Source organism: Flavobacterium sp. GW821-FHT11G01, from assembly GCF_058808175.1.
On sequence record NZ_JBXARK010000014.1, the window covers coordinates 22,530 to 44,184 of the forward strand.

The 21,655-nt window shown below is 33.3% G+C and carries 21 protein-coding genes and 1 tRNA gene; 17 read left to right on the plus strand and 5 right to left on the minus strand.

The genetic code is table 11. The features are described 5' to 3' along the window. Positions 1-3 precede the first annotated feature (3 nt). From AC1RRN_RS20265 to AC1RRN_RS20275, 3 genes are all read right to left on the minus strand, one after another. Entirely contained in the window at positions 4-945 is a 942-nt protein-coding gene (locus tag AC1RRN_RS20265; protein WP_492969043.1) for a hypothetical protein, read from the minus strand. Next, positions 902-1,573 carry an Eco57I restriction-modification methylase domain-containing protein gene (locus AC1RRN_RS20270; RefSeq protein WP_492969044.1) on the minus strand — a complete coding sequence of 224 codons (672 nt, stop codon included), beginning with the start codon at positions 1,571-1,573 and terminating at the stop codon, positions 902-904. Before AC1RRN_RS20270 ends, AC1RRN_RS20265 begins: the two co-directional genes overlap by 44 nt. Positions 1,574-1,709: 136 nt before the next feature. Further along, entirely contained in the window at positions 1,710-2,663 is a 954-nt protein-coding gene (locus AC1RRN_RS20275) for a hypothetical protein (RefSeq protein WP_492969045.1), read from the minus strand. Positions 2,664-2,998: 335 nt separating this feature from the next. On the opposite strand from AC1RRN_RS20275, the gene AC1RRN_RS20280 reads away from it, so the two are divergent. From AC1RRN_RS20280 to AC1RRN_RS20360, 17 genes are all read left to right on the plus strand, one after another. Beyond that, entirely contained in the window at positions 2,999-4,207 is a 1,209-nt protein-coding gene (locus AC1RRN_RS20280) for an anhydro-N-acetylmuramic acid kinase (protein ID WP_492969046.1), read from the plus strand. A 305-nt stretch (positions 4,208-4,512) separates the two neighbouring features. After that, entirely contained in the window at positions 4,513-6,087 is a 1,575-nt protein-coding gene (locus AC1RRN_RS20285; RefSeq protein WP_492969047.1) for a glycoside hydrolase family 10-like protein, read from the plus strand. Then, positions 6,074-7,396, plus strand: coding sequence for an MFS transporter (locus AC1RRN_RS20290; RefSeq protein ID WP_492969048.1), 1,323 nt, complete (start codon positions 6,074-6,076; stop codon positions 7,394-7,396). The genes AC1RRN_RS20285 and AC1RRN_RS20290 overlap by 14 nt, the downstream gene beginning before the upstream one ends. Before the next feature lie 22 nt (positions 7,397-7,418). Next, a complete protein-coding gene (locus AC1RRN_RS20295) occupies positions 7,419-7,760 on the plus strand; it encodes a hypothetical protein (protein ID WP_492969049.1) in 342 nt (113 codons plus the stop codon). Positions 7,761-7,784: 24 nt separating this feature from the next. Further along, positions 7,785-8,234, plus strand: a complete 450-nt coding sequence (locus tag AC1RRN_RS20300; protein ID WP_492969050.1) for a GNAT family N-acetyltransferase — start codon at positions 7,785-7,787, stop codon at positions 8,232-8,234. A gap of 2 nt (positions 8,235-8,236) precedes the next feature. After that, entirely contained in the window at positions 8,237-9,850 is a 1,614-nt protein-coding gene (locus AC1RRN_RS20305) for a glycoside hydrolase family 3 protein (RefSeq protein ID WP_492969051.1), read from the plus strand. Positions 9,851-9,976: 126 nt separating this feature from the next. Further along, positions 9,977-10,615, plus strand: a complete 639-nt coding sequence (locus AC1RRN_RS20310; protein ID WP_026985957.1) for a peroxiredoxin — start codon at positions 9,977-9,979, stop codon at positions 10,613-10,615. Between the two features lie 249 nt (positions 10,616-10,864). Further along, positions 10,865-11,173, plus strand: a complete 309-nt coding sequence (locus AC1RRN_RS20315; RefSeq protein WP_008462030.1) for a thioredoxin family protein — start codon at positions 10,865-10,867, stop codon at positions 11,171-11,173. 66 nt (positions 11,174-11,239) lie between these two features. After that, positions 11,240-11,497, plus strand: coding sequence for a DUF6952 family protein (locus AC1RRN_RS20320; RefSeq protein ID WP_017495510.1), 258 nt, complete (start codon positions 11,240-11,242; stop codon positions 11,495-11,497). A gap of 634 nt (positions 11,498-12,131) precedes the next feature. After that, positions 12,132-12,629 (plus strand): thiol peroxidase, encoded by a 498-nt coding sequence (gene tpx, locus AC1RRN_RS20325; RefSeq protein ID WP_492969052.1) that lies wholly within the window; start codon positions 12,132-12,134, stop codon positions 12,627-12,629. 10 nt (positions 12,630-12,639) lie between these two features. Continuing rightward, positions 12,640-13,014, plus strand: coding sequence for a diacylglycerol kinase (locus tag AC1RRN_RS20330; RefSeq protein WP_492969053.1), 375 nt, complete (start codon positions 12,640-12,642; stop codon positions 13,012-13,014). A 13-nt stretch (positions 13,015-13,027) separates the two neighbouring features. Beyond that, positions 13,028-15,478, plus strand: coding sequence for a DNA translocase FtsK (locus AC1RRN_RS20335; protein ID WP_492969054.1), 2,451 nt, complete (start codon positions 13,028-13,030; stop codon positions 15,476-15,478). Positions 15,479-15,551: 73 nt separating this feature from the next. Further along, a complete protein-coding gene (lolA1, locus tag AC1RRN_RS20340) occupies positions 15,552-16,178 on the plus strand; it encodes an outer membrane lipoprotein periplasmic chaperone LolA1 (protein WP_492969110.1) in 627 nt (208 codons plus the stop codon). A gap of 7 nt (positions 16,179-16,185) precedes the next feature. After that, positions 16,186-17,634, plus strand: a complete 1,449-nt coding sequence (locus AC1RRN_RS20345; RefSeq protein ID WP_492969055.1) for an LptF/LptG family permease — start codon at positions 16,186-16,188, stop codon at positions 17,632-17,634. A 5-nt stretch (positions 17,635-17,639) separates the two neighbouring features. Then, complete coding sequence (ribB, locus tag AC1RRN_RS20350) at positions 17,640-18,773, plus strand: 3,4-dihydroxy-2-butanone-4-phosphate synthase (RefSeq protein WP_492969056.1); 1,134 nt, start codon at positions 17,640-17,642, stop codon at positions 18,771-18,773. Between the two features lies 1 nt (position 18,774). After that, positions 18,775-19,164, plus strand: coding sequence for an acyl-CoA thioesterase (locus tag AC1RRN_RS20355; protein WP_072975970.1), 390 nt, complete (start codon positions 18,775-18,777; stop codon positions 19,162-19,164). Between the two features lie 160 nt (positions 19,165-19,324). Next, a tRNA-Ser gene (locus AC1RRN_RS20360) sits at positions 19,325-19,412 on the plus strand. Positions 19,413-20,084: 672 nt separating this feature from the next. Here the strand turns inward: AC1RRN_RS20360 and AC1RRN_RS20365 are convergent. Beyond that, positions 20,085-20,681, minus strand: a complete 597-nt coding sequence (locus tag AC1RRN_RS20365) for a hypothetical protein (protein WP_492969057.1) — start codon at positions 20,679-20,681, stop codon at positions 20,085-20,087. A 453-nt stretch (positions 20,682-21,134) separates the two neighbouring features. Continuing rightward, positions 21,135-21,653: a hypothetical protein gene (locus tag AC1RRN_RS20370; protein WP_492969058.1), complete on the minus strand. Its 519-nt coding sequence runs from the start codon at positions 21,651-21,653 to the stop codon at positions 21,135-21,137. Between the last annotated feature and the right edge of the window lie 2 nt (positions 21,654-21,655).

Sequence of the window (21,655 nt, forward strand, 5' to 3'; positions counted from 1 at the left end):
TTATTATTTTAAAATTGCTTCAATTTCGTAATATTCATTTATAATAAAATTTACATTTTCCATTGAAAAATCATTTGAAGATATCATTTTACTTCCAATTTCTTGAATATCTGTTAGTGATGGGAATCTCATTTCTCTTAGTTCAGTTGCACTTACATTTACATTACCATTAAATATTTGAAAATATGTATCAAATAACTCACTATTTAATAATGCTGACAATCCTGCAACTTCCTTTTTTTCTAGATTTCCATCTTTTCTATAAATATAATTTACTTTATTTTCAACGCCTATAAAATTTGATTCGTAATTATTACAGAAATAAGGTGCAGCAATAAGTCTACTTTTATCATCTTTTGTACTAAATCGCCTTAGCAAAACATAATTTTTATTAGGTATTAGTATAGATTTTGAAGATTCCTCTATTTTTATAAACTGTCCTTTATTCTTTAATAAAACAGGCCAATCAAGCGCCATTTTATTAATATTCTGTAACCAAAAAAGCGGTGCAAAAAGAACAGTTTTACTCTTATTATTCTCTCTAATAAAATTCAAAGATCGAAATGACACAACCGGTCCAGTTGATATATGAATATCAAAATTGATTAAATTATCATGCCATGAATTCACTAAATTGAAAATTTGCTCTTCCTTATCATTAGTAGGCAAATGAAGAATTTTTTCTTTCGAGTTTAAATTTATTAATTCAGAGAAAGAAAAACATTTTATTCTTGAACTATAAATGTCTTTTATGCCATAACTAGAAGATATTGTTACTTTTCTATCTGGATCAATACTTGTTTTTACCGCCTTTAAAATTACTGTTTCTTGAAGTACACTATCACGATTAAAAGTGTCTTTTCGAGAATTAAACAAATGAATCTTTTCTAATTGGACTGTATTAAAACAATCCTCTAAACATTTTAAAATAATTACCTGAAGCAAAACTTCTCGGAGTTATAAAAATCAACTCTCCATTCTCTTTTAGCAATTTGGAGGAAATTCCCATAAAGATTGAATAGATATTAATTTGTCCACCGACTATTTTTTTTGCCAAAATTGCTCGTTCATCATTCTTCGAAAGTTTAAAATAAGGTGGATTAGAAATTACAACATCAAAATTATCATGTTGAATCTCTATATTCTCCAATGCTTCTGCCTTATCTAAAATAAAATCTTTCAATTGTATTAAAAAAAACAAATCAATTCCTTTAATTTCAAGCCATTTTTTTAAGTATAAAAAGGATTCATTAGAAAATGAAATTAAATCTTTATCCGTTTCATATGCAACAACATTAATAAATTTTAGATTTTTATTTTGTATAATTAAATGTTCTATTAATGCGCATGTTAATACACCAAAACCACATCCAGGGTCTAATATTCGGATGCTATCATTTTCTAATGTACAATATGAAGCCATCAGGTGGGCAATTGGAGTTGGAGTGAAAAATTGTCCGTTATTTTTTTTGTGCTCTTGTGTGACCTTTTTAGCATAAAAAGTTCCTAAACGATCAGCATATTCACTTGGCAATTCTTCGAAGAGGGGTAGTATATTTATTTTTTGAGTCATATGATTGCAAAGTTACATTTTTTAACCTTCTTTGCATTATACACAGAAATTACTTTTAACCAATTTCAACCCTGATAAACAAAATTTGACAAGATTCTTTAAATGTAAAAAGATATGTTTACTGATATCTGTATACCTATTTTTTATTCACAGTAATTCTTGCAAAAGATAGTTTTTCTTCAATATGAAATATTTTATATATAAAATTATTATGAATATTTTCTGCCATATAATCTGTTAGGATTGTATTAAACTTATCTTTACTAATTAAATTTTTTCTCATATCATAATCAGCAATTGCACCAGCAATGTAATCTGGAATTCTTACTAGTTCCTCATAGAACGCGTTATCTTCACTCCCTGCACGAGCTGCTACAAATTGAAATGGTTTCCCATTCAACAACCCATTTAAATAATAATGAAATAAATTAATAGAAAAATCCCCTCCAACTTCATTAATAGAATCTCTATCAGAAAACCAACCAAATAATTCAATATCCATATCTTTTATAATAGAATATGAAACATACGCACCAAAAAAAGTAACTAGAATCATCGTCGTAATTTGTTTTATTTTTTTATCATCATCAACGTTTTTAATAATGGCTTCTATCTTTTTAATTATTTGACTATAATTATCTTTTTGTTCTGGTTGATTTATCAGCCAGTCGAGATATTGTTGCTTCATGTAAGTGAATGTATCTTTTATAAACACCTTTACTTCATTATGATTTTTTCCAAATATCTTTTTTCTATCATTTAATACAAAAGAAAAGTTTATTAGCGGGTACTCTTTTAAAAAAGAAACAAACTCAGCTCGAACTTTTCTCGTGTTTTTGATATCTACAGCAGCTACCGATTTTATATATTGCGATAAATCATTAAAACTATCAATAGATGGAATCAAAGTAAAACAAACTACATTATTAGGTTTATGCTTATCGTCAAAGCAATAATCACTATAGCAAGACCACTTTTTTGAAATCGGACAAGATTTGAGATAATTGTTCTTCAAATCCGTTTTTACTGTTTGATCAAATCCACTTTCTATTAATTGCAATAAAGGATTAAATATTTCTTTTTTACTCACTATCTTTTTTTAAATAACTAAACAATAATGTTTTATTTTCATTAAACAAATAAACGTAGCAAATTACTAAAATAATCTGATTTAGGATTACAAAAAAAGGTTCTTTCAAATTAATAATTAAGGAATAAAATTCACACTTATATGAATAACCAAACTCTTTAAGTCTTGCCAAATCCTAGCATTTAAATTCACTTTCGTCTGAACCTAAAAAAAGTATAAATTCATGCTATGAAAGAATTATCAAGAATAATTTTCTTAGTTTCCCTAAATTTATCCCCAAATAAATCCCATTTTAGCATTACCAAATAAAACACTTTCTTAAAACCTCATTTTTAATGAATAAAAATATAAGTGCCCTTTTTGAAATCGCTCAAAAAGAGACCCGAAAAATAATAGGTTTAATGTCCGGCACTTCGCTTGACGGATTGGATATTGCGCTTTGTGCTATTTCTGGTGCGGGCGAAAATACGGCTGTAAAAATTCTGGAATTCGAAACCATCAATTATACCGAAGACATTAAGACCGAAATCCGTAAAGTGTTTGCTCAGAAAACTATCGATTTTCAGCATTTGGCTTTATTAAACGAATGGATTGGTCTTTTGCACGCCGGCATGGTCAACGATTGTCTTCAAAAATGGAATATTCCGGCACACGAAGTCGACTTAATCGCCTCACACGGACAAACGGTTTTGCACGCTCCAAAGTTTTTGCATCAGCAGGAAAAATTCCCTAATGCAACTTTGCAAATTGGGGACGGCGATCATATTGCAGTAAAAACCGGAATTATTACGTTGTCTGACTTCAGACAAAAACATGTTGCTGCTGGTGGCGAAGGTGCGCCTTTGGCTGTTTATGGCGATTATTTATTGTTCAGCAAAAAAGGCGAAAACCGCATTATGCTCAACATGGGAGGAATCGCGAATTTTACCTATTTACCAGCTTCCCAAAACGCCGAAGAAGTTTTCGTAACCGATACCGGAACCGCAAATACTTTGATAGACATATTTACCAAACACTTTTTCCCTGAAAAAAGCTACGATAAAGATGCCGAAATTGCCCAAGCCGGAGCCGTAAATCAAACCCTTTTAACGGAATTAAAAAGCGATGCTTTCTTCCAGAAAAGCTTCCCCAAAACCATCGGTCAGGAATTATTCAATAAAGCTTTTGTCGATTCGGCTTTGGCAAAAACCAAGCTCGAAAACATTTCGGCACCAGATTTGCTAGCCACTTTAACAAGATTAAGCGCGGAAACGATTGCAGAAGCGATTCAGTTTGTCGTAAAAAACACGGGAACGCCAATCGAAGATTTTACGATTTATATGTCGGGCGGAGGCGCAAGCAATCCGTTATTAGTAAAAGGATTGAAGGAATTATTGTCGTGCCCGTTTCAAAAAAGTGACGATATCGGCATTTCAGGCGATGCGAAAGAAGCGGTTTTATTTGCCGTTTTAGCAAACGAAACGGTTGCCGGCGGAGATTATAATTTTGGAACAAAAAAAGGAATTCCATCAGTAACTATGGGAAAAATTTCTTTACCTGATTAAATATTTTTAAACACATAGAAACATAGGTTTAAAATTAATATTGAAGGTAATTTTAAAAAATCTAGATTTTCACACATAGCTATGTTTGTTTAAACAAGTGAAACGACTTTAACCGTAACAAAAGCTATGTATCTATGTGTTTAAATCATTTTCAAAAGTTAATATTAGTATTTAATTATAACTTGTCTTAAAAAAGTAAACTAATTATACCACAACCCATAAAAAAGCGTTGAAATTATAATTTCTGAATTATTTACTAGAGTCCGCTAAAAAAACTATTTTTGGTTTCTGTTAAAAAGATTACAATGCATAAAAATCAGCCACTACTATTCTCTATCATATTCTTACTTTTCTTAGGATGGACATCCAACTCGCAGGAAAAACAAATACATCCTAAAAACGAATTTAGAGGTGTGTGGATCGCCACCGTCGTAAATATCGACTGGCCCAAAACAGCGATTGACGGCGTTGCCAAAGAAAAAGCAGATTATATTGAAACATTAGAAGCGTATAAAAAACTAAATTATAATGCGGTAATTGTTCAGGTTCGTAGTGTTGGTGATGCCTTTTATCCTTCAGAACTGGCGCCCTGGTCTCGTTTTTTAACGGGTAAAGAAGGTCAGGCTCCAAACCCGTATTACGATGCATTGGCGTGGATGATTGAAGAAGCTCATAAAAGAGGTTTTGAATTTCATGCCTGGCTGAATCCGTATCGTGCGACTTTCGATTTAAATAAAAATCTTTTAAGCCCAACTCACGATCTTTTTAAACATCCGGAATGGATGATCGAATACGCCGGAAAATATTATTATGATCCTGCGTTGCCTGAAGTTCAGGCACATTTAACCAAAGTCGTAAAAGAAGTCGTTGACAAATACGATATCGACGCGATTCATTTTGATGATTATTTTTATCCTTATACCGTTCCAGGAAAAACATTTAACGACAACGCATCGTACAAAAAATACGGATCCGGCTTAAGCCTTGCCGATTGGCGTCGTGCGAATGTGAGCAACTTTGTACACACGATTTCTACCACTATCAAAGCAAGTAAACCGTGGGTGCAATTCGGAATCAGTCCGTTTGGGGTTTGGAGAAATAAATCGCAGGATCCTAAAGGTTCTGAAACACAATCAACATCCAATTACGATGATTTATATGCAGATCCTGTTTTATGGATGGACCAAAAATGGATCGATTATATTATGCCCCAATTGTATTGGAGTATGAATAATCCGAGAGCATCGTATTCTAAATTGGTAAAATGGTGGTCAGAAAACTCAAATGATAATACTGCACTTTATATAGGCCACGCATCCTACAAAATTAGAGGCGACGCTGATAAAAGCTGGAACTTCGTTACTGAAATTCCAACCCAGATTGATTACGCCAGAAGTTTCAAAAAAGTAGGCGGAAGTGCTTACTTCAGTTCTAAATGGTTCATGGATAAAAACTTTGATATTGTTCGTCTTTTAGAAGAAAATCAATATAAATATCCTGCGCTTCCGGCTCCGGTTCCGAATTTAAAACATGTTATTATTGATACTCCGGTTGTCAATGAATTTGGGAAAGACAGCACGAAATATACGTTCACTATTAAAGATCCACTGAACACAAAAGTGCGTTATATGGTAATTTACGGCGCTGATCATATTTCGAAAATCAACATTAATGATGCTACTCAAATCGTTGAAAAAGTGGCAGTATGCGAAAACACTGGAGATATTTCAATTTCTGTTAAGTTCGAAAAAATGAATCAGTATAAAGCTTGTGCTGTAACTTTTATTGACTATTTTGCAAACGAAAGTACACCTACAATTATTGACCTAAAAAACACATTTAAAATCTATACCCCTAACCAACCAAATGAAAATAGATAATAAACCCTGGTATTGGATTCCGCTTCTAAATTTTGCGTCAGGACTACCTTACGCCGTCATCATTTCCGTTTCGGTTATTATGTACAAGAATCTCGGAATCTCTAATGAAGACATTGGAGTTTACACCAGTTTATTATATCTGCCCTGGGTTATAAAACCACTTTGGAGCCCGTTTATTGAACTTACAGGAACCAAAAGAAAATGGTTTTTATCGATGCAATTGTTAATTTCGATTGCTTTTCTGTTGGTCGGTTTCACGATTCCTGCTAGTGGCTTTTTCATTATGACTTTAGCTATCTTTTGGGTTGCCGCCTTTGCTTCGGCATCGAATGATATTGCCAGCGATGGTTTTTATTTATTGGTTTTGCCAAAAGAACAACAATCCTTTTTCCTCGGAATCAGAAGTACTTTTTACCGACTTTCACTTTTAGCCGGAAACGGATTAATCGTTTTGTTTGCCGGATACCTTGAACATAAATATGGCGATAATACCAAAGCATGGTCTTATACGATGATTGCCGTTGGTTTATTAATGACTTTTATTACTCTTTATAATTTCGTCTTTACACCAAAAAATGAAATCAATGCTGATGAAAATCACAAAACCGTTCCACATCAGAACTTTGCAACCATATTTGTAAGCTTCTTTAAGAAAAAACAAATCGGTTTAGTATTGGCTTTTATTCTGGTTTTCAGATTAGGAGAATCCCAATTACTTAAAATGTTAAGCCCTTTTTTATTAGACAAAAAAGAAATAGGCGGAATGGGATTAGACACTGAAGCTGTTGGAATTATCTACGGAACTTTAGGAATTTTTGCTTTAACAGTTGGAGGAATTTTAGGAGGTATTGCCATCTCTAAACAAGGACTTACGAAATGGATGTTCCCTATGTTTTTAGCGATGCATTTACCTATTTTGGGTTTTATTGGATTAGCTCATTTTCAGCCGGAAGAAATTTTCCACCTGCATTTAAACTTTTATTTTTTCGAAATAAACTCTCCACTTAATCTTTATACCTGCATAACGGTTATATTGGAACAATTTGGATACGGTTTTGGTTTTACGGGCTTTATGATGTTCTTAATTCATGTTGCTGAAGGAGAATCTAAAACAGCACATTACGCATTGGCAACCGGATTTATGGCATTAGGAATGATGCTTCCGGGAATGTTAAGCGGTTATATACAACAATTTTTAGGCTATCAGAACTTTTTTATCTGGGTTTTGTTGGCGACAATTCCGGGATTGATTCTATCCCGTTTTTTAATTTTCCCGAAAGACTTTGGGAAAAAATCTGAAGAAGTTTAACCCCAAATCAAACATCTTAAATATGGAATTCAACGAAAATCTGCAAGCCGAACGCAACCTAAAAGGAGCTGAGTTCGAGAAAACAGGAGATTTTGAAAAAGCAATTGAAGTATATGAAGAAAATGTCGCGGAAAGCTTTAAAGGAAATCATCCTTATGATCGGTTAGCTACGATCTACAAAAACCAAAATGATATTGAAAACGAAATTCGGGTTCTCGAAAAAGCAATTATTGTTTTTGAAGAAATCACACTCGAAGACCGACTAGAAGGTTTACCGAAACTTTTCCGTTTCAAAAACCGGTTAGAAAAGGCAATTGAAACCAAAAAACAATTGGCTAAACAAAAGAAAAGCAAATTGAAATAAGCATAAACTTTTACGTATTTTATCATGATTACTTTAAAAAGAACTAATTCTGATGATGTTGATTTTAAAAATCTGGTTGTTTTATTAGACCAGGATTTAGCTATCAGAGACGGAGAAGATCACGCCTTTTATAATCAGTTTAATAAAACCGATAAAATAAAACACGTTATTGTTTTTTATGAAAATGATACTGCTGTTGGCTGTGGGGCTTTTAGAGAAAAAGAATCGGATACGGTTGAAATTAAACGCATGTTCGTTCATCCGGATTTTCGAAAAAAAGGAATTGCCTCTGCTGTTCTGACAGTATTGGAAATTTGGGCAAAAGAAGTAGGTTATGCCTATACGATTTTAGAAACCGGAAAAAACCAACCGGAAGCAATTAATTTATACCAAAAACAAGATTACACTATAATTCCAAATTATCCTCCGTATGAAAAAATGGATAATAGTGTTTGCATGAAAAAGACTTTATAATAATGAAAATGACAGCTGAAGCATTAAGACAAAAAGTGGGACAATTCTTTTTTCCCGCAGTTTTCATCAACGATACCGAAGAAAATATTCAGGAAACCGAACGTTTAATAAAAGAACACAATATTGGCGGACTGACTTTTTTTCACAGCCGTGCGAGTGCGGCAACGAATTATGAAAGCAAGAAAAAAGTTGTTTTTAATGACGACAGTTACGAAAAAATAAAGGCATTAATTGTTCGTTACCAAAAAGCGGCACCTACTCCACTTTTAATTAGTATTGATGCCGAATGGGGCTTAGCCATGCGTATCGAAAAAACACCGCAATATCCGTACGCGATTACACTTGGTGCTTTGCCAGAAAGTAAATCTGATTTGGTTTTTGAAGTTGGAAAACAAATTGGTTTAGACTTAAAAGCAGCCGGAATTCAGTATAATTTATCGCCTTTGGCAGATATTAATAACAATCCAAATAATCCGGTTATTGGCTATCGCTCTTTTGGTGAAAACAAAGAAAAAGTCGCCAATTTCGCCGTTGAATATTTAAACGGAATGTCAGAAGTTGGTGTTTTAGGCTGTCTGAAGCACTTTCCCGGACACGGAAATACCAATGTCGATTCGCATTTAGGATTGCCTGTTTTAAATGAAACTTTGGAGGAATTGTTAGAAAACGAATTACATCCGTTCATCAAAGGAATTGAGAACAATGTTGATTCGATTATGATTGGACATTTGGCTGTTCCGAGCTTGAATAACGGAAAAGATACTTCGGCAACTTTATCAAAAGCGGTAATTCAGGATCTTTTACGTGACAAATTAGGCTACGACGGTTTGGTTATTTCTGATGCTTTAAACATGCACAGCGTTTCAAAATTATACGAAACAAAAGGTGATTTAGAATGGGAAGCTTTCAACGCTGGAAACGATGTTTTATGTTTTGCCGAAAATGTTCCTGAAGGAATTGAAACCATTCTTAAAAACGCTTCTCCGGAAAGAATTGAAGAAAGTTTCAACAGAATCATGAAAGCCAAAGAAAAAGTGGGAATTCTGTCTGAAAACAATTTTACTTCAGGCGAATTAAACTTTAAAAAAGCATCCGAATTAAACTTTGAAATCGCTCAGGATTCTATCACAAAAATTATTGATAATGCTAATACAGAACTGGCTTTTGAAGCGCAGAAAAACAATCAATTAGCGAAATTGAGTTTGTATAAAAATGTCGAAAATACATTCTTTCAAACTTTAAATTCAAAATTAAAATCTCCTGAATTTGCTTTTGAAAATTTAGAAATTTCAGATATTGCTAAAATCAAAAAAGAGCTCGGAAATTTCGAAACCATTCTTATTTCCTTATTTGTTCCAAAGGCAAAACCGATGAACAATTTCGAGATAAATGACGAAGTTTTAGAATTGCTTTCAGATTTGCTTCAGACCAAAAAATGTATTGTTTACGTTTTCGGAAACCCATATGTTTTACCTATAATTCCTAATCTAAAAAAGGCTTCAGGATTGATTCAGGTGTATCAGGATTTTGAAGAATTTCAAAAAAATGCAGGAATTCAATTTTTGGAGAATAATTCTTGCAACGGAATTCTTCCGGTAAATATTGACATACAATAACTTACATCGATCAATAATCAAAAACTATCAACTTATAAATTTTTATAATTACATCTTATTGTAAGTGACTCTACTTATACCCTACTTTTGCACCACAAATAAATTTTTAATTTTAAAACGAAAAATATGTCTTTAGTAGGAAAAAAATTCCCAAGTATTGCAGTAGACGCTATCTCAGAAATGGGTGATAACTTGAAAATCAACATTTTTGAAGAAGCAGTAAACAACAACAAAAAAGTATTATTGTTTTGGTACCCAAAAGATTTCACTTTTGTATGCCCAACTGAATTACACGCCTTTCAAGCTGCATTACCAGAATTTGAGAAAAGAAATACTATCGTAATCGGAGCTTCATGCGACACAAACGAAGTTCACTTTGCTTGGTTAAATACTCCAAAAAACAATGGTGGAATCGAAGGTGTAACTTACCCAATCTTAGCAGATACAAACCGTAACTTATCTAACATTTTAGGAATTTTAGATATTGATTCTACAGAATACAGCGAAGAAACTGATTCAGTTATCATCGAAGGTTCAAACGTAACTTACAGAGCGACTTACTTAATTGACGAAACTGGAAAAATCTTCCACGAAAGTGTTAATGATATGCCATTAGGACGTAACGTAAACGAATACTTACGTATGGTTGACGCTTACACTCACATCCAAACTAAAGGTGAAGTTTGTCCTGCAAACTGGGAAGCTGGTAAAGAAGCTATGTCTGCAGACAGATTAAGTACAGCTGAGTACTTGAGCGCAAATTAATTTTTTATAGAGGTACAAAGGTTCATAGGTACACAGTGACAAAGGTTTTTTGTTGCTATCTACAAAGTTTTAAAACTTTATCCTGTGAACCTTTGCTACTTTAAATCTTTTAAAAAAGGTACAAAGGCTCAGAGAGACAGAGCAACAAAGGTAATTTGTTGTCTTGTACACAAAGTTCTAAAAACTTTGTCCCTTTGAACCTTTGCCACTTTGAACCTTTGCCACTTTGAACCTTAAAAAAACAAACAAATGTTAATCGACTTAAACGAAGATACGTTAGCAGATTTAGTTGCTAAAAACGAAAAAGTAGTAGTACAATATTCAGCTTCATGGTGTGGAAATTGCCGTATTATGAAACCAAAATTCAAAAAATTAGCAACAGAAAATGAAGCTATCACTTTTGTTTTGGTTGATGCTGAAAATTCTCCGGAATCAAGAAAATTAGCTAATGTAAGCAACCTGCCTACTTTCGCAACTTTCGTAAACGGACAATTGGTTGGTGAAACGCAAACCAACAAACAAGAAGTTTTAATCGATTTGGTAAACGCTATTGTTTAATTGGTTATTTGTTTATTCGTTTAATCGATTAAACAAAAAAACGATTTAACGCTTAAACAAAAAATTATGAAATTACCCGTGATAAAGCAATTAACCCAATTTATCGAAGAAAACGATCAGGATTATATCATCGAAACGATTGAAGTTCTGGAAGCGATGACTGAAATTCCGTCTTTAAAAGATGAAGAATTAGATGTAATTGGCGAATTGATTTCAAACATGTATGGTGCGCTTGAAGTACACAAAATGGTAGTTCAGGGCACAGATAAAAAAGAAGCTTTAAATGCGTTTATGAAACGTGTTTTGGGTTCTATCGACAAATAGTCGGCCTCTTTCAAAGAAAAACAAAAAAACATGACTGAAGAAGCGTTTCTAAATTAGAGACGCTTTTTTTTAGTTTTCAGTCTCAGTCTCAGTTCCCAGTTTGTACTATTCACTGACCAGAACAATCTTATCATTTCGCAAATTAAATCTAAAATCTACCCTCTGAAATCTAAAATAATTTGGGCGAGACACCATTAGAAAAAGGGGCTACTCTACTTTGCGCTCATTCGCCCCTTTCCCTAATGCTGTCGGGCTGTCTGCGCTACTTCGGTAGCCAGCGTCCATCCCTCTCGCGGCGACTCATTTTCAATTCAGCTATCATTAATAACGTACTCAACCCAAACTTGTCATCTCGACAAAGGAGAGATCACACAAGTAGCTCGACAAAGAAATCAATAATGATTGTGAAATAACTGTGCGGAGTTTCTAGTGTGATCCTTCCTCCGCCAGTATGACAAAAAAAACAGCGCAAACCTGCCAAAATCCGTATCATCCGCGTGCCCTTCCATACTAAAACATAACGTTTTTTCGTTAGTCTTAAAACTCGCCTAATTCTGCCTACAACCCTCAACAAATACTTTTAGATTCAAATATTAATCCTTACTTTTGAACCTCATTAATTTAAACAAAAATCATGGCTTCAATAACATTAGGAGGAAATCCTATCCATACTTCAGGAGAATTACCAACAGTTGGATCACAACTAGCTGATTTCAAATTAGTACAAAATGATTTATCAGTTGCTTCATTGAGCAATTTCGCTGGTAAAAAATTAGTTTTAAATATTTTCCCAAGTATCGATACAGGAACTTGTGCAACTTCTGTTAGAAAATTCAACGAAAGTGCGAGTAATTTAGAAAACACAACTGTACTTTGTATTTCAAGAGATTTACCATTTGCTCAAAAACGTTTTTGTGGTGCTGAAGGTTTAGAAAACGTGGTTAACTTATCTGATTTTCAGGCTGGAGATTTTGGAAAAGCAAACGGTTTAGAAATCGTTGACGGACCATTGGCAGGTTTACACTCAAGAGCAATCATTGTGGTTGACGCTGATGGAAAAGTTTTACATACAGAACAAGTTACTGAAATTGCAAACGAACCAAATTACGAAGCGGCTTTAGCAGCACTATAATATCCATTAAATGGCATTCGAAAAAGACAATACTTTTGTAACAGGTCGGTTAAAAAGCATGACATATGCTTTTAACGGAGCTGTTAAACTTATAAGAACAGAGCATAGCATTATGGTTCAATTTACATTGGGAATCATAATGACTATTGCTGGGTTTTACTTTCATATTTCACAAACCGAGTGGCTTTGTCAAACACTGGCAATTGGTTTAGTTTTAAGCGTTGAAGGATTGAATACGGCAGTTGAAAAAATCGCCGATTTTATTCATCCTGATTATAGCAGACGAATCGGATTTATTAAAGATATTGCGGCTGGCGCAGTATTTTTTTCTGCAATGACAGCGATAGCAATAGGCTTAATTATTTATTTACCCAAATTTATATAGGCAAGACGCAAGAATGGCAAAAACAACCAAAAAAGAAACTGTAAATAAAAAAAACGAACCAAAAGCTGAGACAAGATCTTGGAAAATATCCAAACAACAAAAATTTGTATTGGGATGCCTTTTGGTACTCTTTTCTATTGCATTATTAGTTGCATTTATTTCTTTTTATGTCAACGGACAATGGCAAACAGATCAAAGCGCGGTAAGTCATCTTGGCGATCGCTCTGAAGAAGTGCAAAACTGGCTCGGAAAATTCGGAGCTTATCTTGCCGATCTGCTTGTATACAGAGGTTTTGGCCTTGCTTCCTTTATATTAGTGCGTTTATTTTTCTTAACCGGATTATTTCTGGCGTTAGAAATGTCAACCAAAAGATTAAAAAGCATTTGGTTCTGGGACTTATTTGCTATTATTATTGTTTCGGTCTTATTTGGATTTTTCGCCACTTCAGCACCTGAATTAGGAGGAACTATCGGATACGAACTGAATTTATTCTCGCAAGATTACATCGGAAAAACAGGAACTTTACTAGCCCTTCTTTTTGGATTAATTGTGTATTTAATTTTCAAAATAAAATTATCTCCGGAGAAAATTCAATCTTATTTTGATTCTACTAAAAATGAATTTAAATCGGAACTGGATTCTATAAAAACGCCACAACAACCTGAAAGCGCTTACAATTTAGAAGAATTTGCTATTGAGGAAGAAGATCCTGAATTAGACAATATTCATTTAAAAACAGAAGACACGCAATTCGAAATTAATAAAGAAGCTTTAAAACCAACGATTTCAAATTCATCAGAAATTGATTTGAATCCGGTTTTAAAACCAGTTCAAATGGATATCAAACCAGCAACAGTAACTGCTCCGGTTCATACCGAAGAATTTGTTATTGAAAAAGCAGAAGAAGAAGATATCATTGAAGAAAACCTGGCTTCTCGCCTTGTTGCTGATTTTGGATTATTTGACCCAACTTTGGATTTATCAAATTATAAATTCCCGACGATTGATTTATTAAAAGAATATTCAACTGGCGGAATTACAATTAATCAGGAAGAATTAGAAGAAAACAAAAACAAAATTGTAGATACACTTCGTAACTACAAAATTGAAATTGCACAAATAAAGGCAACCGTTGGTCCATCGGTAACTTTATACGAAATTGTACCGGAAGCTGGAATCAGAATCTCTAAAATTAAAAGTTTAGAAGATGATATTGCTTTATCACTTTCGGCATTAGGAATTCGTATTATCGCGCCAATTCCAGGAAAAGGAACAATTGGTATCGAGGTTCCGAACAAGAATCCTACTATGGTTTCGATGAAAAGCGTTATTGGATCGGCTAAATTTCAGGAAGCTGAAATGGAACTGCCAATTGCTTTGGGTAAAACCATTTCAAACGAAACTTTTGTTGTCGACTTAGCAAAAATGCCTCACTTGTTGATGGCAGGTGCCACAGGACAAGGAAAATCAGTAGGATTAAATGCGGTTTTAACTTCTCTTTTATACAAAAAACATCCGGCTGAAGTAAAATTCGTTTTGGTTGACCCGAAAAAAGTAGAGTTAACTTTATTCAATAAAATTGAAAGACATTATTTAGCCAAACTTCCTGATACTGAAGATGCCATTATTACAGACAATGCAAAAGTAGTCAATACATTAAACTCACTTTGTGTTGAAATGGATAATCGTTATTCCTTATTAAAGGACGCGATGGTTCGTAACATTAAAGAATACAACGAAAAATTCAGAGCAAGAAAATTAAATCCGGAAGCCGGACACCGATTTTTACCCTATATTATTTTGGTTGTCGATGAGTTCGCCGATTTGATTATGACTGCCGGAAAAGAAGTCGAAATTCCGATTGCTCGTTTAGCTCAGTTAGCGCGTGCTATTGGTATTCACTTGATTATCGCGACACAAAGACCATCGGTTAACGTAATTACTGGTTTAATTAAAGCGAATTTTCCTGCCAGAATTGCTTTTAGAGTAACCTCAAAAATTGATTCGAGAACAATTTTAGACACACAAGGAGCTGATCAGTTGATTGGTCGTGGGGATTTATTATATACAAACGGAAATGATGTCGTTCGTGTTCAGTGTGCTTTCATTGACACACCCGAGGTTGAAAAAATCACGGATTTTATTGGTTCACAAAAAGCGTATGCCACAGCTTATTTGCTTCCAGAGTTTGTTGGAGAAGAAACTGGCATCAATCTTGATATGGATATCTCCGAAAGAGATACTTTATTTAGAGAAGCTGCAGAGATTATTGTCAACGCACAACAAGGTTCCGCTTCCTTATTGCAAAGAAAATTAAAATTGGGTTACAACAGAGCCGGTCGTTTGATCGATCAGCTGGAAGCAGCTGGAATTGTTGGTCCGTTTGAAGGCAGTAAAGCGCGAAGTGTAAACATTTCTGACTTAAGTGCTCTTGATCAATTTTTTAACAATGAACAAAATTAATCCTATCATGAAAACGAAAATTCAGGAAATCAAAAACAATTCTATCACTAACATGACTAAAAAGTGTTTTCAAATGGCAATTTTATTGCTTTTGAGCTTTACTTCTATTCAGGCACAGGATAAAAAAGCCAAAGATTTATTGAACGAGGTAACTGCAAAAATAAAAAGCTACGATAATATTTCTATTGATTTTAAATACTCTTTGAACAACGCCAAAGAAAACATCAATCAGGACAGTAAAGGAAATGTAATCATGAAAGGCAATCAATATGTATTGAATTTCATGGGTGTTACTAAGATATTCGACGGACAAAAAACCTATACTATTAATCCTGAAGACGAAGAAGTTACTATTTCTAAAGTAAACGAAAAAGACGATAATGCAATTACACCTTCAAAAATGCTTACTTTTTTCAATTCCGGATATAAATACAACATGGACATCGTTCAAAATATTAAAGGAAGAAAAATTCAATACATCAAATTAGCGCCAACAAACACTAAAGATCAAAGAAAAGAAATTCTTTTAGGAATTGATGTACAGACAAAACACATCTATAATTTGATTGAAACTGGAAAAAATGGAACAAAAACCACTTTAACCGTTAATTCTTTTAAAACCAATCAGCCTTTATCAAAAAATCAATTTACCTTTGTAGCGAGCAAATATCCAAAATACTACATCAACAAATTAGATTAATTACGGGTTGAAAATTTTAGACAAATACTTACTAAAAACATTTCTGATTACGTTTACTACGGTATTCGTAATCCTTTTTTTTATATTTATACTTCAAACGGTATGGCTCTTTATCTCCGAACTTGCAGGTAAAGATCTTGACTTGATATTGGTTGTAAAATTCCTTCTTTTCTCAATGCCGAGAATTATTCCGTTAGTTTTACCATTATCGGTTTTATTGGCATCCATTATGACTTTTGGAAATTTGGCCGAGAATTATGAATTCGCAGCCATGAAATCTTCTGGAATATCACTTCAAAGAGCGATGCGGGTTTTAATCGTATTTATCTTTGTTTTAAGTATTGTAGCATTCTGGTTCGCCAATAATGTTATTCCGTATGCGGAATACAAGTTTGTTAATTTCAGGAAAAACATTGCTCAGGCAAAACCCGCGATGGCTATTGCCGAAGGTCAGTTTAATGATGTTGGAACTTACAACATTAAAGTAAATAAGAAATCGGGCGAAAACGGAAATATCTTAACTGGAGTTACCATTCATGAAAAAGCAAATAATGTTGGAGAAAACAAAACTGTTATAAAAGCCAAAAACGGTAAGTTAATTAGTAACGAAAAATCCAGCATTTTAAAATTAGTTTTAAATGATGGTTATTATTATCAGGATGTTACACCAAAAAAATATGAAGATCGTGCTAAATTACCATTTGTAAAAGCAGCTTTTAAAAAACAGATCATCAATATTGATTTATCTGAACTGAACAAGGTCGATGATAATCAAGAAATTAGCAGTACAAACGGAATGCTTAACGTAAACGAACTTCGTTATACATTAGACTCTCTTAATAAAAATCTTGACAACGAAATACTGTCATTTTCAGAAAATATAAATCAACGCGTTGGCATTAAACAGCAACCAGTTATAATAAAAACAAGTAAAAAGAAAAAATCGTTACCCAACGATCTTTTGTCTCTTTATGATAATAAACAAAAACTGGATATTCTAAAAATGGCCAGTAGTAATGTTACGAGTAACCTCTATTCTATCGACGCTACTCAAAAAGAACTAAAAGACAAACAACGCGAAATCAATAAACATCTTAGTGCTTTATATGAAAAGTTTGTGATTGCGTTCGCCTGCTTTTTAATGTTTTTTATTGGCGCTCCATTGGGTGCTATTATTCGTAAAGGAGGATTAGGTTTACCAATTGTCTTTGCGGTATTAATTTTTATTACTTTTCATTTCATCAATACTTTTGGAAAAAGACTTTCACAAGAAGGCGGAATGACTCCATTTATGGGATCATGGATGTCTTCCTTTATATTACTTCCATTAGCCATTTTATTAACATATCGCGCTACAAACGACAACGGATTAATAAACTTTGATGCGATCACAACTCCGATTTCACAACTATTTCAAAAAATTTCCGAGCGGTTTACTCCTGCTCAAAAGCAATAACAATTATGTCAACAACAAAAATACAACTGAACACCATTGAGGAAGCTATTGAAGATATTCGTCAAGGTAAAGTAATCATTGTAGTCGATGATGAAGATCGTGAAAACGAAGGTGATTTCCTGGCTGCAGCTGAAAAAGTAACTCCGGAAATGATCAATTTCATGGCGACTCACGGTCGTGGATTAATTTGCACACCACTTACTGAAAGCCGTTGTAAGGAACTTGATTTACGCGCAATGGTAACCAACAATACAGATCATATGGAAACTGCTTTTACTGTTTCTGTAGATTTAAAAGGACATGGTGTTACAACAGGAATTTCAGCAGCAGACCGATCTAAAACAGTACAGGCTTTAGTTGACGGAAATACAAAACCACATGATTTAGCGCGTCCAGGACACATTTTTCCTTTAATCGCAAAACAAGGTGGTGTTTTAAGAAGAACTGGGCATACAGAGGCTGCAATTGACTTCGCAAGATTAGCCGGATTTAAATCTGCTGGTGTAATCTGCGAAATTTTAAATGAAGACGGAACTATGTCACGCCTGCCTGAATTGATAAAAGTAGCTAAGAAATTCAATTTAAAATTAGTTTCAATTGAAGATTTAGTTGCCTATAGAATGCAGCATGACAGTTTGATCGTTAAAAAAGAAGATTTTGATATCGAAACTCGCTTCGGTACTTTCAGACTAAGAGCTTACGAACAAACTACCAACAAACAAATTCACATCGCCTTAACTAAAGGAACATGGAATCTTGGAGAACCAATCTTAACCAGAATCCACTCTTCTCAGGTAAATAACGATTTACTAGGAACTTTAACCAACAATGCTGAACAACAATTAGACGGCATGTTTAAAGTTATTAATGAAAATGGAAAAGGTGCTGTAGTTTTTATTAATCAGGATATGCAGGCAGTAAACCTATTAAGCCGTATCTCTGAACTTAAAACACTACAGTCAGAAGGTACAATGAAAGCTCCAAAAGTGATTATCGACAGTAAAGACTACGGAATTGGTGCTCAAATTCTTCATGATATTGATATTTCAAAAATTAGATTAGTTTCGAATACTGAACAAACAAAACGTGTCGGCATGATTGGTTACGGATTGGAGATCACTGAATACGTAAATTACTAATATGGGTACATTAGAGGAGAGAATTTCAAAATCAGAAACTCATATATTCAAAGCGGTTTTTCCGAGTACAACGAATCATTATGACACCTTATTTGGAGGAACTGCACTTCATTTGATGGATGAAGTTGCTTTTATTTGCGCTACGAGATTTAGCCGAAAGAAAGTGGTGACAATTTCTACTGGCCAAATTGACTTTAAAAAAGCAATTCCGGCCGGAACTTTAATCGAATTAGTTGCCAAAGTGATTAGTGTTGGAAGAACAAGTTGCAAAATTCATGTGGATATTTTCATGGAACAAATGTATTCAGAGCTTCGCGAAACGGTAGTTTCAGGAACTTTTTCGTTTGTCGCTGTCGATGAAAACAAAAAACCAATGCCTATTTTAGACTAATCACATAATTTAACGCAAAATTGTTTTTAAAATAAATACTGATTATGAAGGACTTAAAAATTAATTTAAAATAATCAGTAAAAAAGCTTTAAAAAAGTTTTGAGAACCGAAAAAGCGTCTTATATTTGCACTCGCAATCAGCAAATGATCGCAACATACTGGAGAAATGGCAGAGCGGTCGAATGCGGCAGTCTTGAAAACTGTTGACTGTAACAGGTCCGGGGGTTCGAATCCCTCTTTCTCCGCCAGTAGAAGTTTCAAAAGAAACTTTAAAAGTCAAAAGCCTTTAAACATTGATGTTTAAAGGCTTTTTCTTTTTGGCATACCTTTCAAAAAGCACATGTTTTATCATAGGACAGTGCACTTATTAGTGAAAATGTTCAAAACGGCATGCAACTACAGTGTTAAAATGGACTTCATTCTTAAAAATCCCTTTAATATTTATGATGGAAAATTGAGTAAAGATGCTATTTTTTTAACGCAGCAAGAACTTAATACTACCCGCGCCCATTGCTATAAGTATCAGATAATGAGTCGTTTTCTCACCATAAGTAATTTGATGATACAGGTAGATCTGTTCGGCTGCCACCGATTCTAATATGGTTTCGATTGCAACGCTAAGAATTATATATGTGTACATTTTCGCATGGTCGGGGAAGTAAGTTGAAGGGCTAAATCGGGGAATTTGATATTTAAATAGCCGATACAGGGAGGGGATGAGATATTAATTCCTTTCCGAAACACGTTTGAGACCTCATAACAAATACAGGAACGTCAGACCGAATAACTAGCTGTTTAAGTACATTATAAAACAAAAAAACAACCTTCGGGTTGTTTTTTTGTTTATGCGATTTTATACGAATCTCTGATTATCTGTAAGTATTAGCTGCAATTGTTTAGCCATCAATACACATGTCACATTATCCAAATTTAGTTAGTTTAAGACTTAATTCTGACATAGATAAGCTTTTCGTAAATTCATTGTTATTATGAATTTTTTTCTTTACTAAATCCCATTTATTTTTTTCAATTCCAAATAGATTATTATTGAAATCTAACAAATCATTTTCATCCATATAAAAAGTTGCAATAATTTTTGAAAAATAATTTAAACAGTCTTTTTTAAACTTTATATTAACATTCTTACTTAAGAAAATTTCATCTAATAAATCTATTTCAAGATATTTATAAGTAAAACCAATCAATGAATAAAAAGAAAAAGAGCTTGTAAAATTTTCTATCAGCGACAATAAATCTTCATGTTCAATTTTTTCCCATAATTCAGGTAAACAAATAAATAATTGTATTGTATAGGTTGTACTATTATTCTCCAAATTATAAAATATAAACTCTAATTTGCCAACTTTTAGTATTTTTTCCAAATAATGATGTTTTTCAATAAAAAATCTGTCAATTGGAAAATAATGTTCAACACTTTTTAAAGAATGAGATGATAGTTGATTAGCTAAATCTTTAGTTTTTTCTTCTACAATAATTTTTTTATTTGTTTTATTCATACGTTTTAAGTTTTGCTTTTGAAACATTAACTCCTAGATTTTCAAATATTCATGGAAACTTTTGAGCTTCAAATACTGAAGGTTGATAATGTCCAGAAGCGTTGTTTATTGCCCGCTCCACAAAGTATTCACTCGCAGCGCTGTGCAAATGTCTCTGACTTTGCACAACTTTTAAATCTCAATCAAAAACGAAAACTTCTCAAAGTCTCCGACTTTAAACCAAATATAAATTAAAACCAAATTATAATTTCTATAGCTTAAATAATATTTATCAAGCGTTAAATAAGATATAGAATAAAAAAGTCGGGAGACTTTTGAGAAGAATACAATTTCTAAAAAAAATGCGCAAAGTCAGAGACATTTGCGCAGCTTTTCGTAAGAAGACTTCGGATAGCGGGGTTCTAAAATCAAAAACCACATAATTAACACATTTCCAGAAAATATCGTTTAATTTTAGAATACTGATTTATAAAGAACAAAGCCATTTTTTTCTGTTTCTGTTAGTTCATTTGTTTCCTTTCTTCCTCTTAACGTTGCTTCTTGGGCTATTAATTCGTTTATCTTTTTTATAGCATATTTCAATGCTTTAATAGCATATTCTTCATGGTCTTTATCGAGTGAAATGTTAATAAATAAATGAGCACTCTTTGTGTTGTAATTGTTGCCAGCATCACCTATAAACTCATTCAGATAAGTCTGATAAGCTACTTCAACTAAATCATAGCGAATATTTGTTGTTAAATTTCGTACTCTGCTATAATGCATGTCCAGAATAACAACTGGGAAATTTTTTATTTTAGAACTATTAATTAGGTCGTTTAACACAACAGCAATATTTCGTTCTGTCCGCGAATTTTCCTTATTGAATGTATATGAACTAAAAATTATTTTACCAATTTGTTCCTGATTAACTTGAGAAAAGGAAATATTTATAGCGAATAAGGCTAATAACGTTAAAGAAAAATTTTTCATTT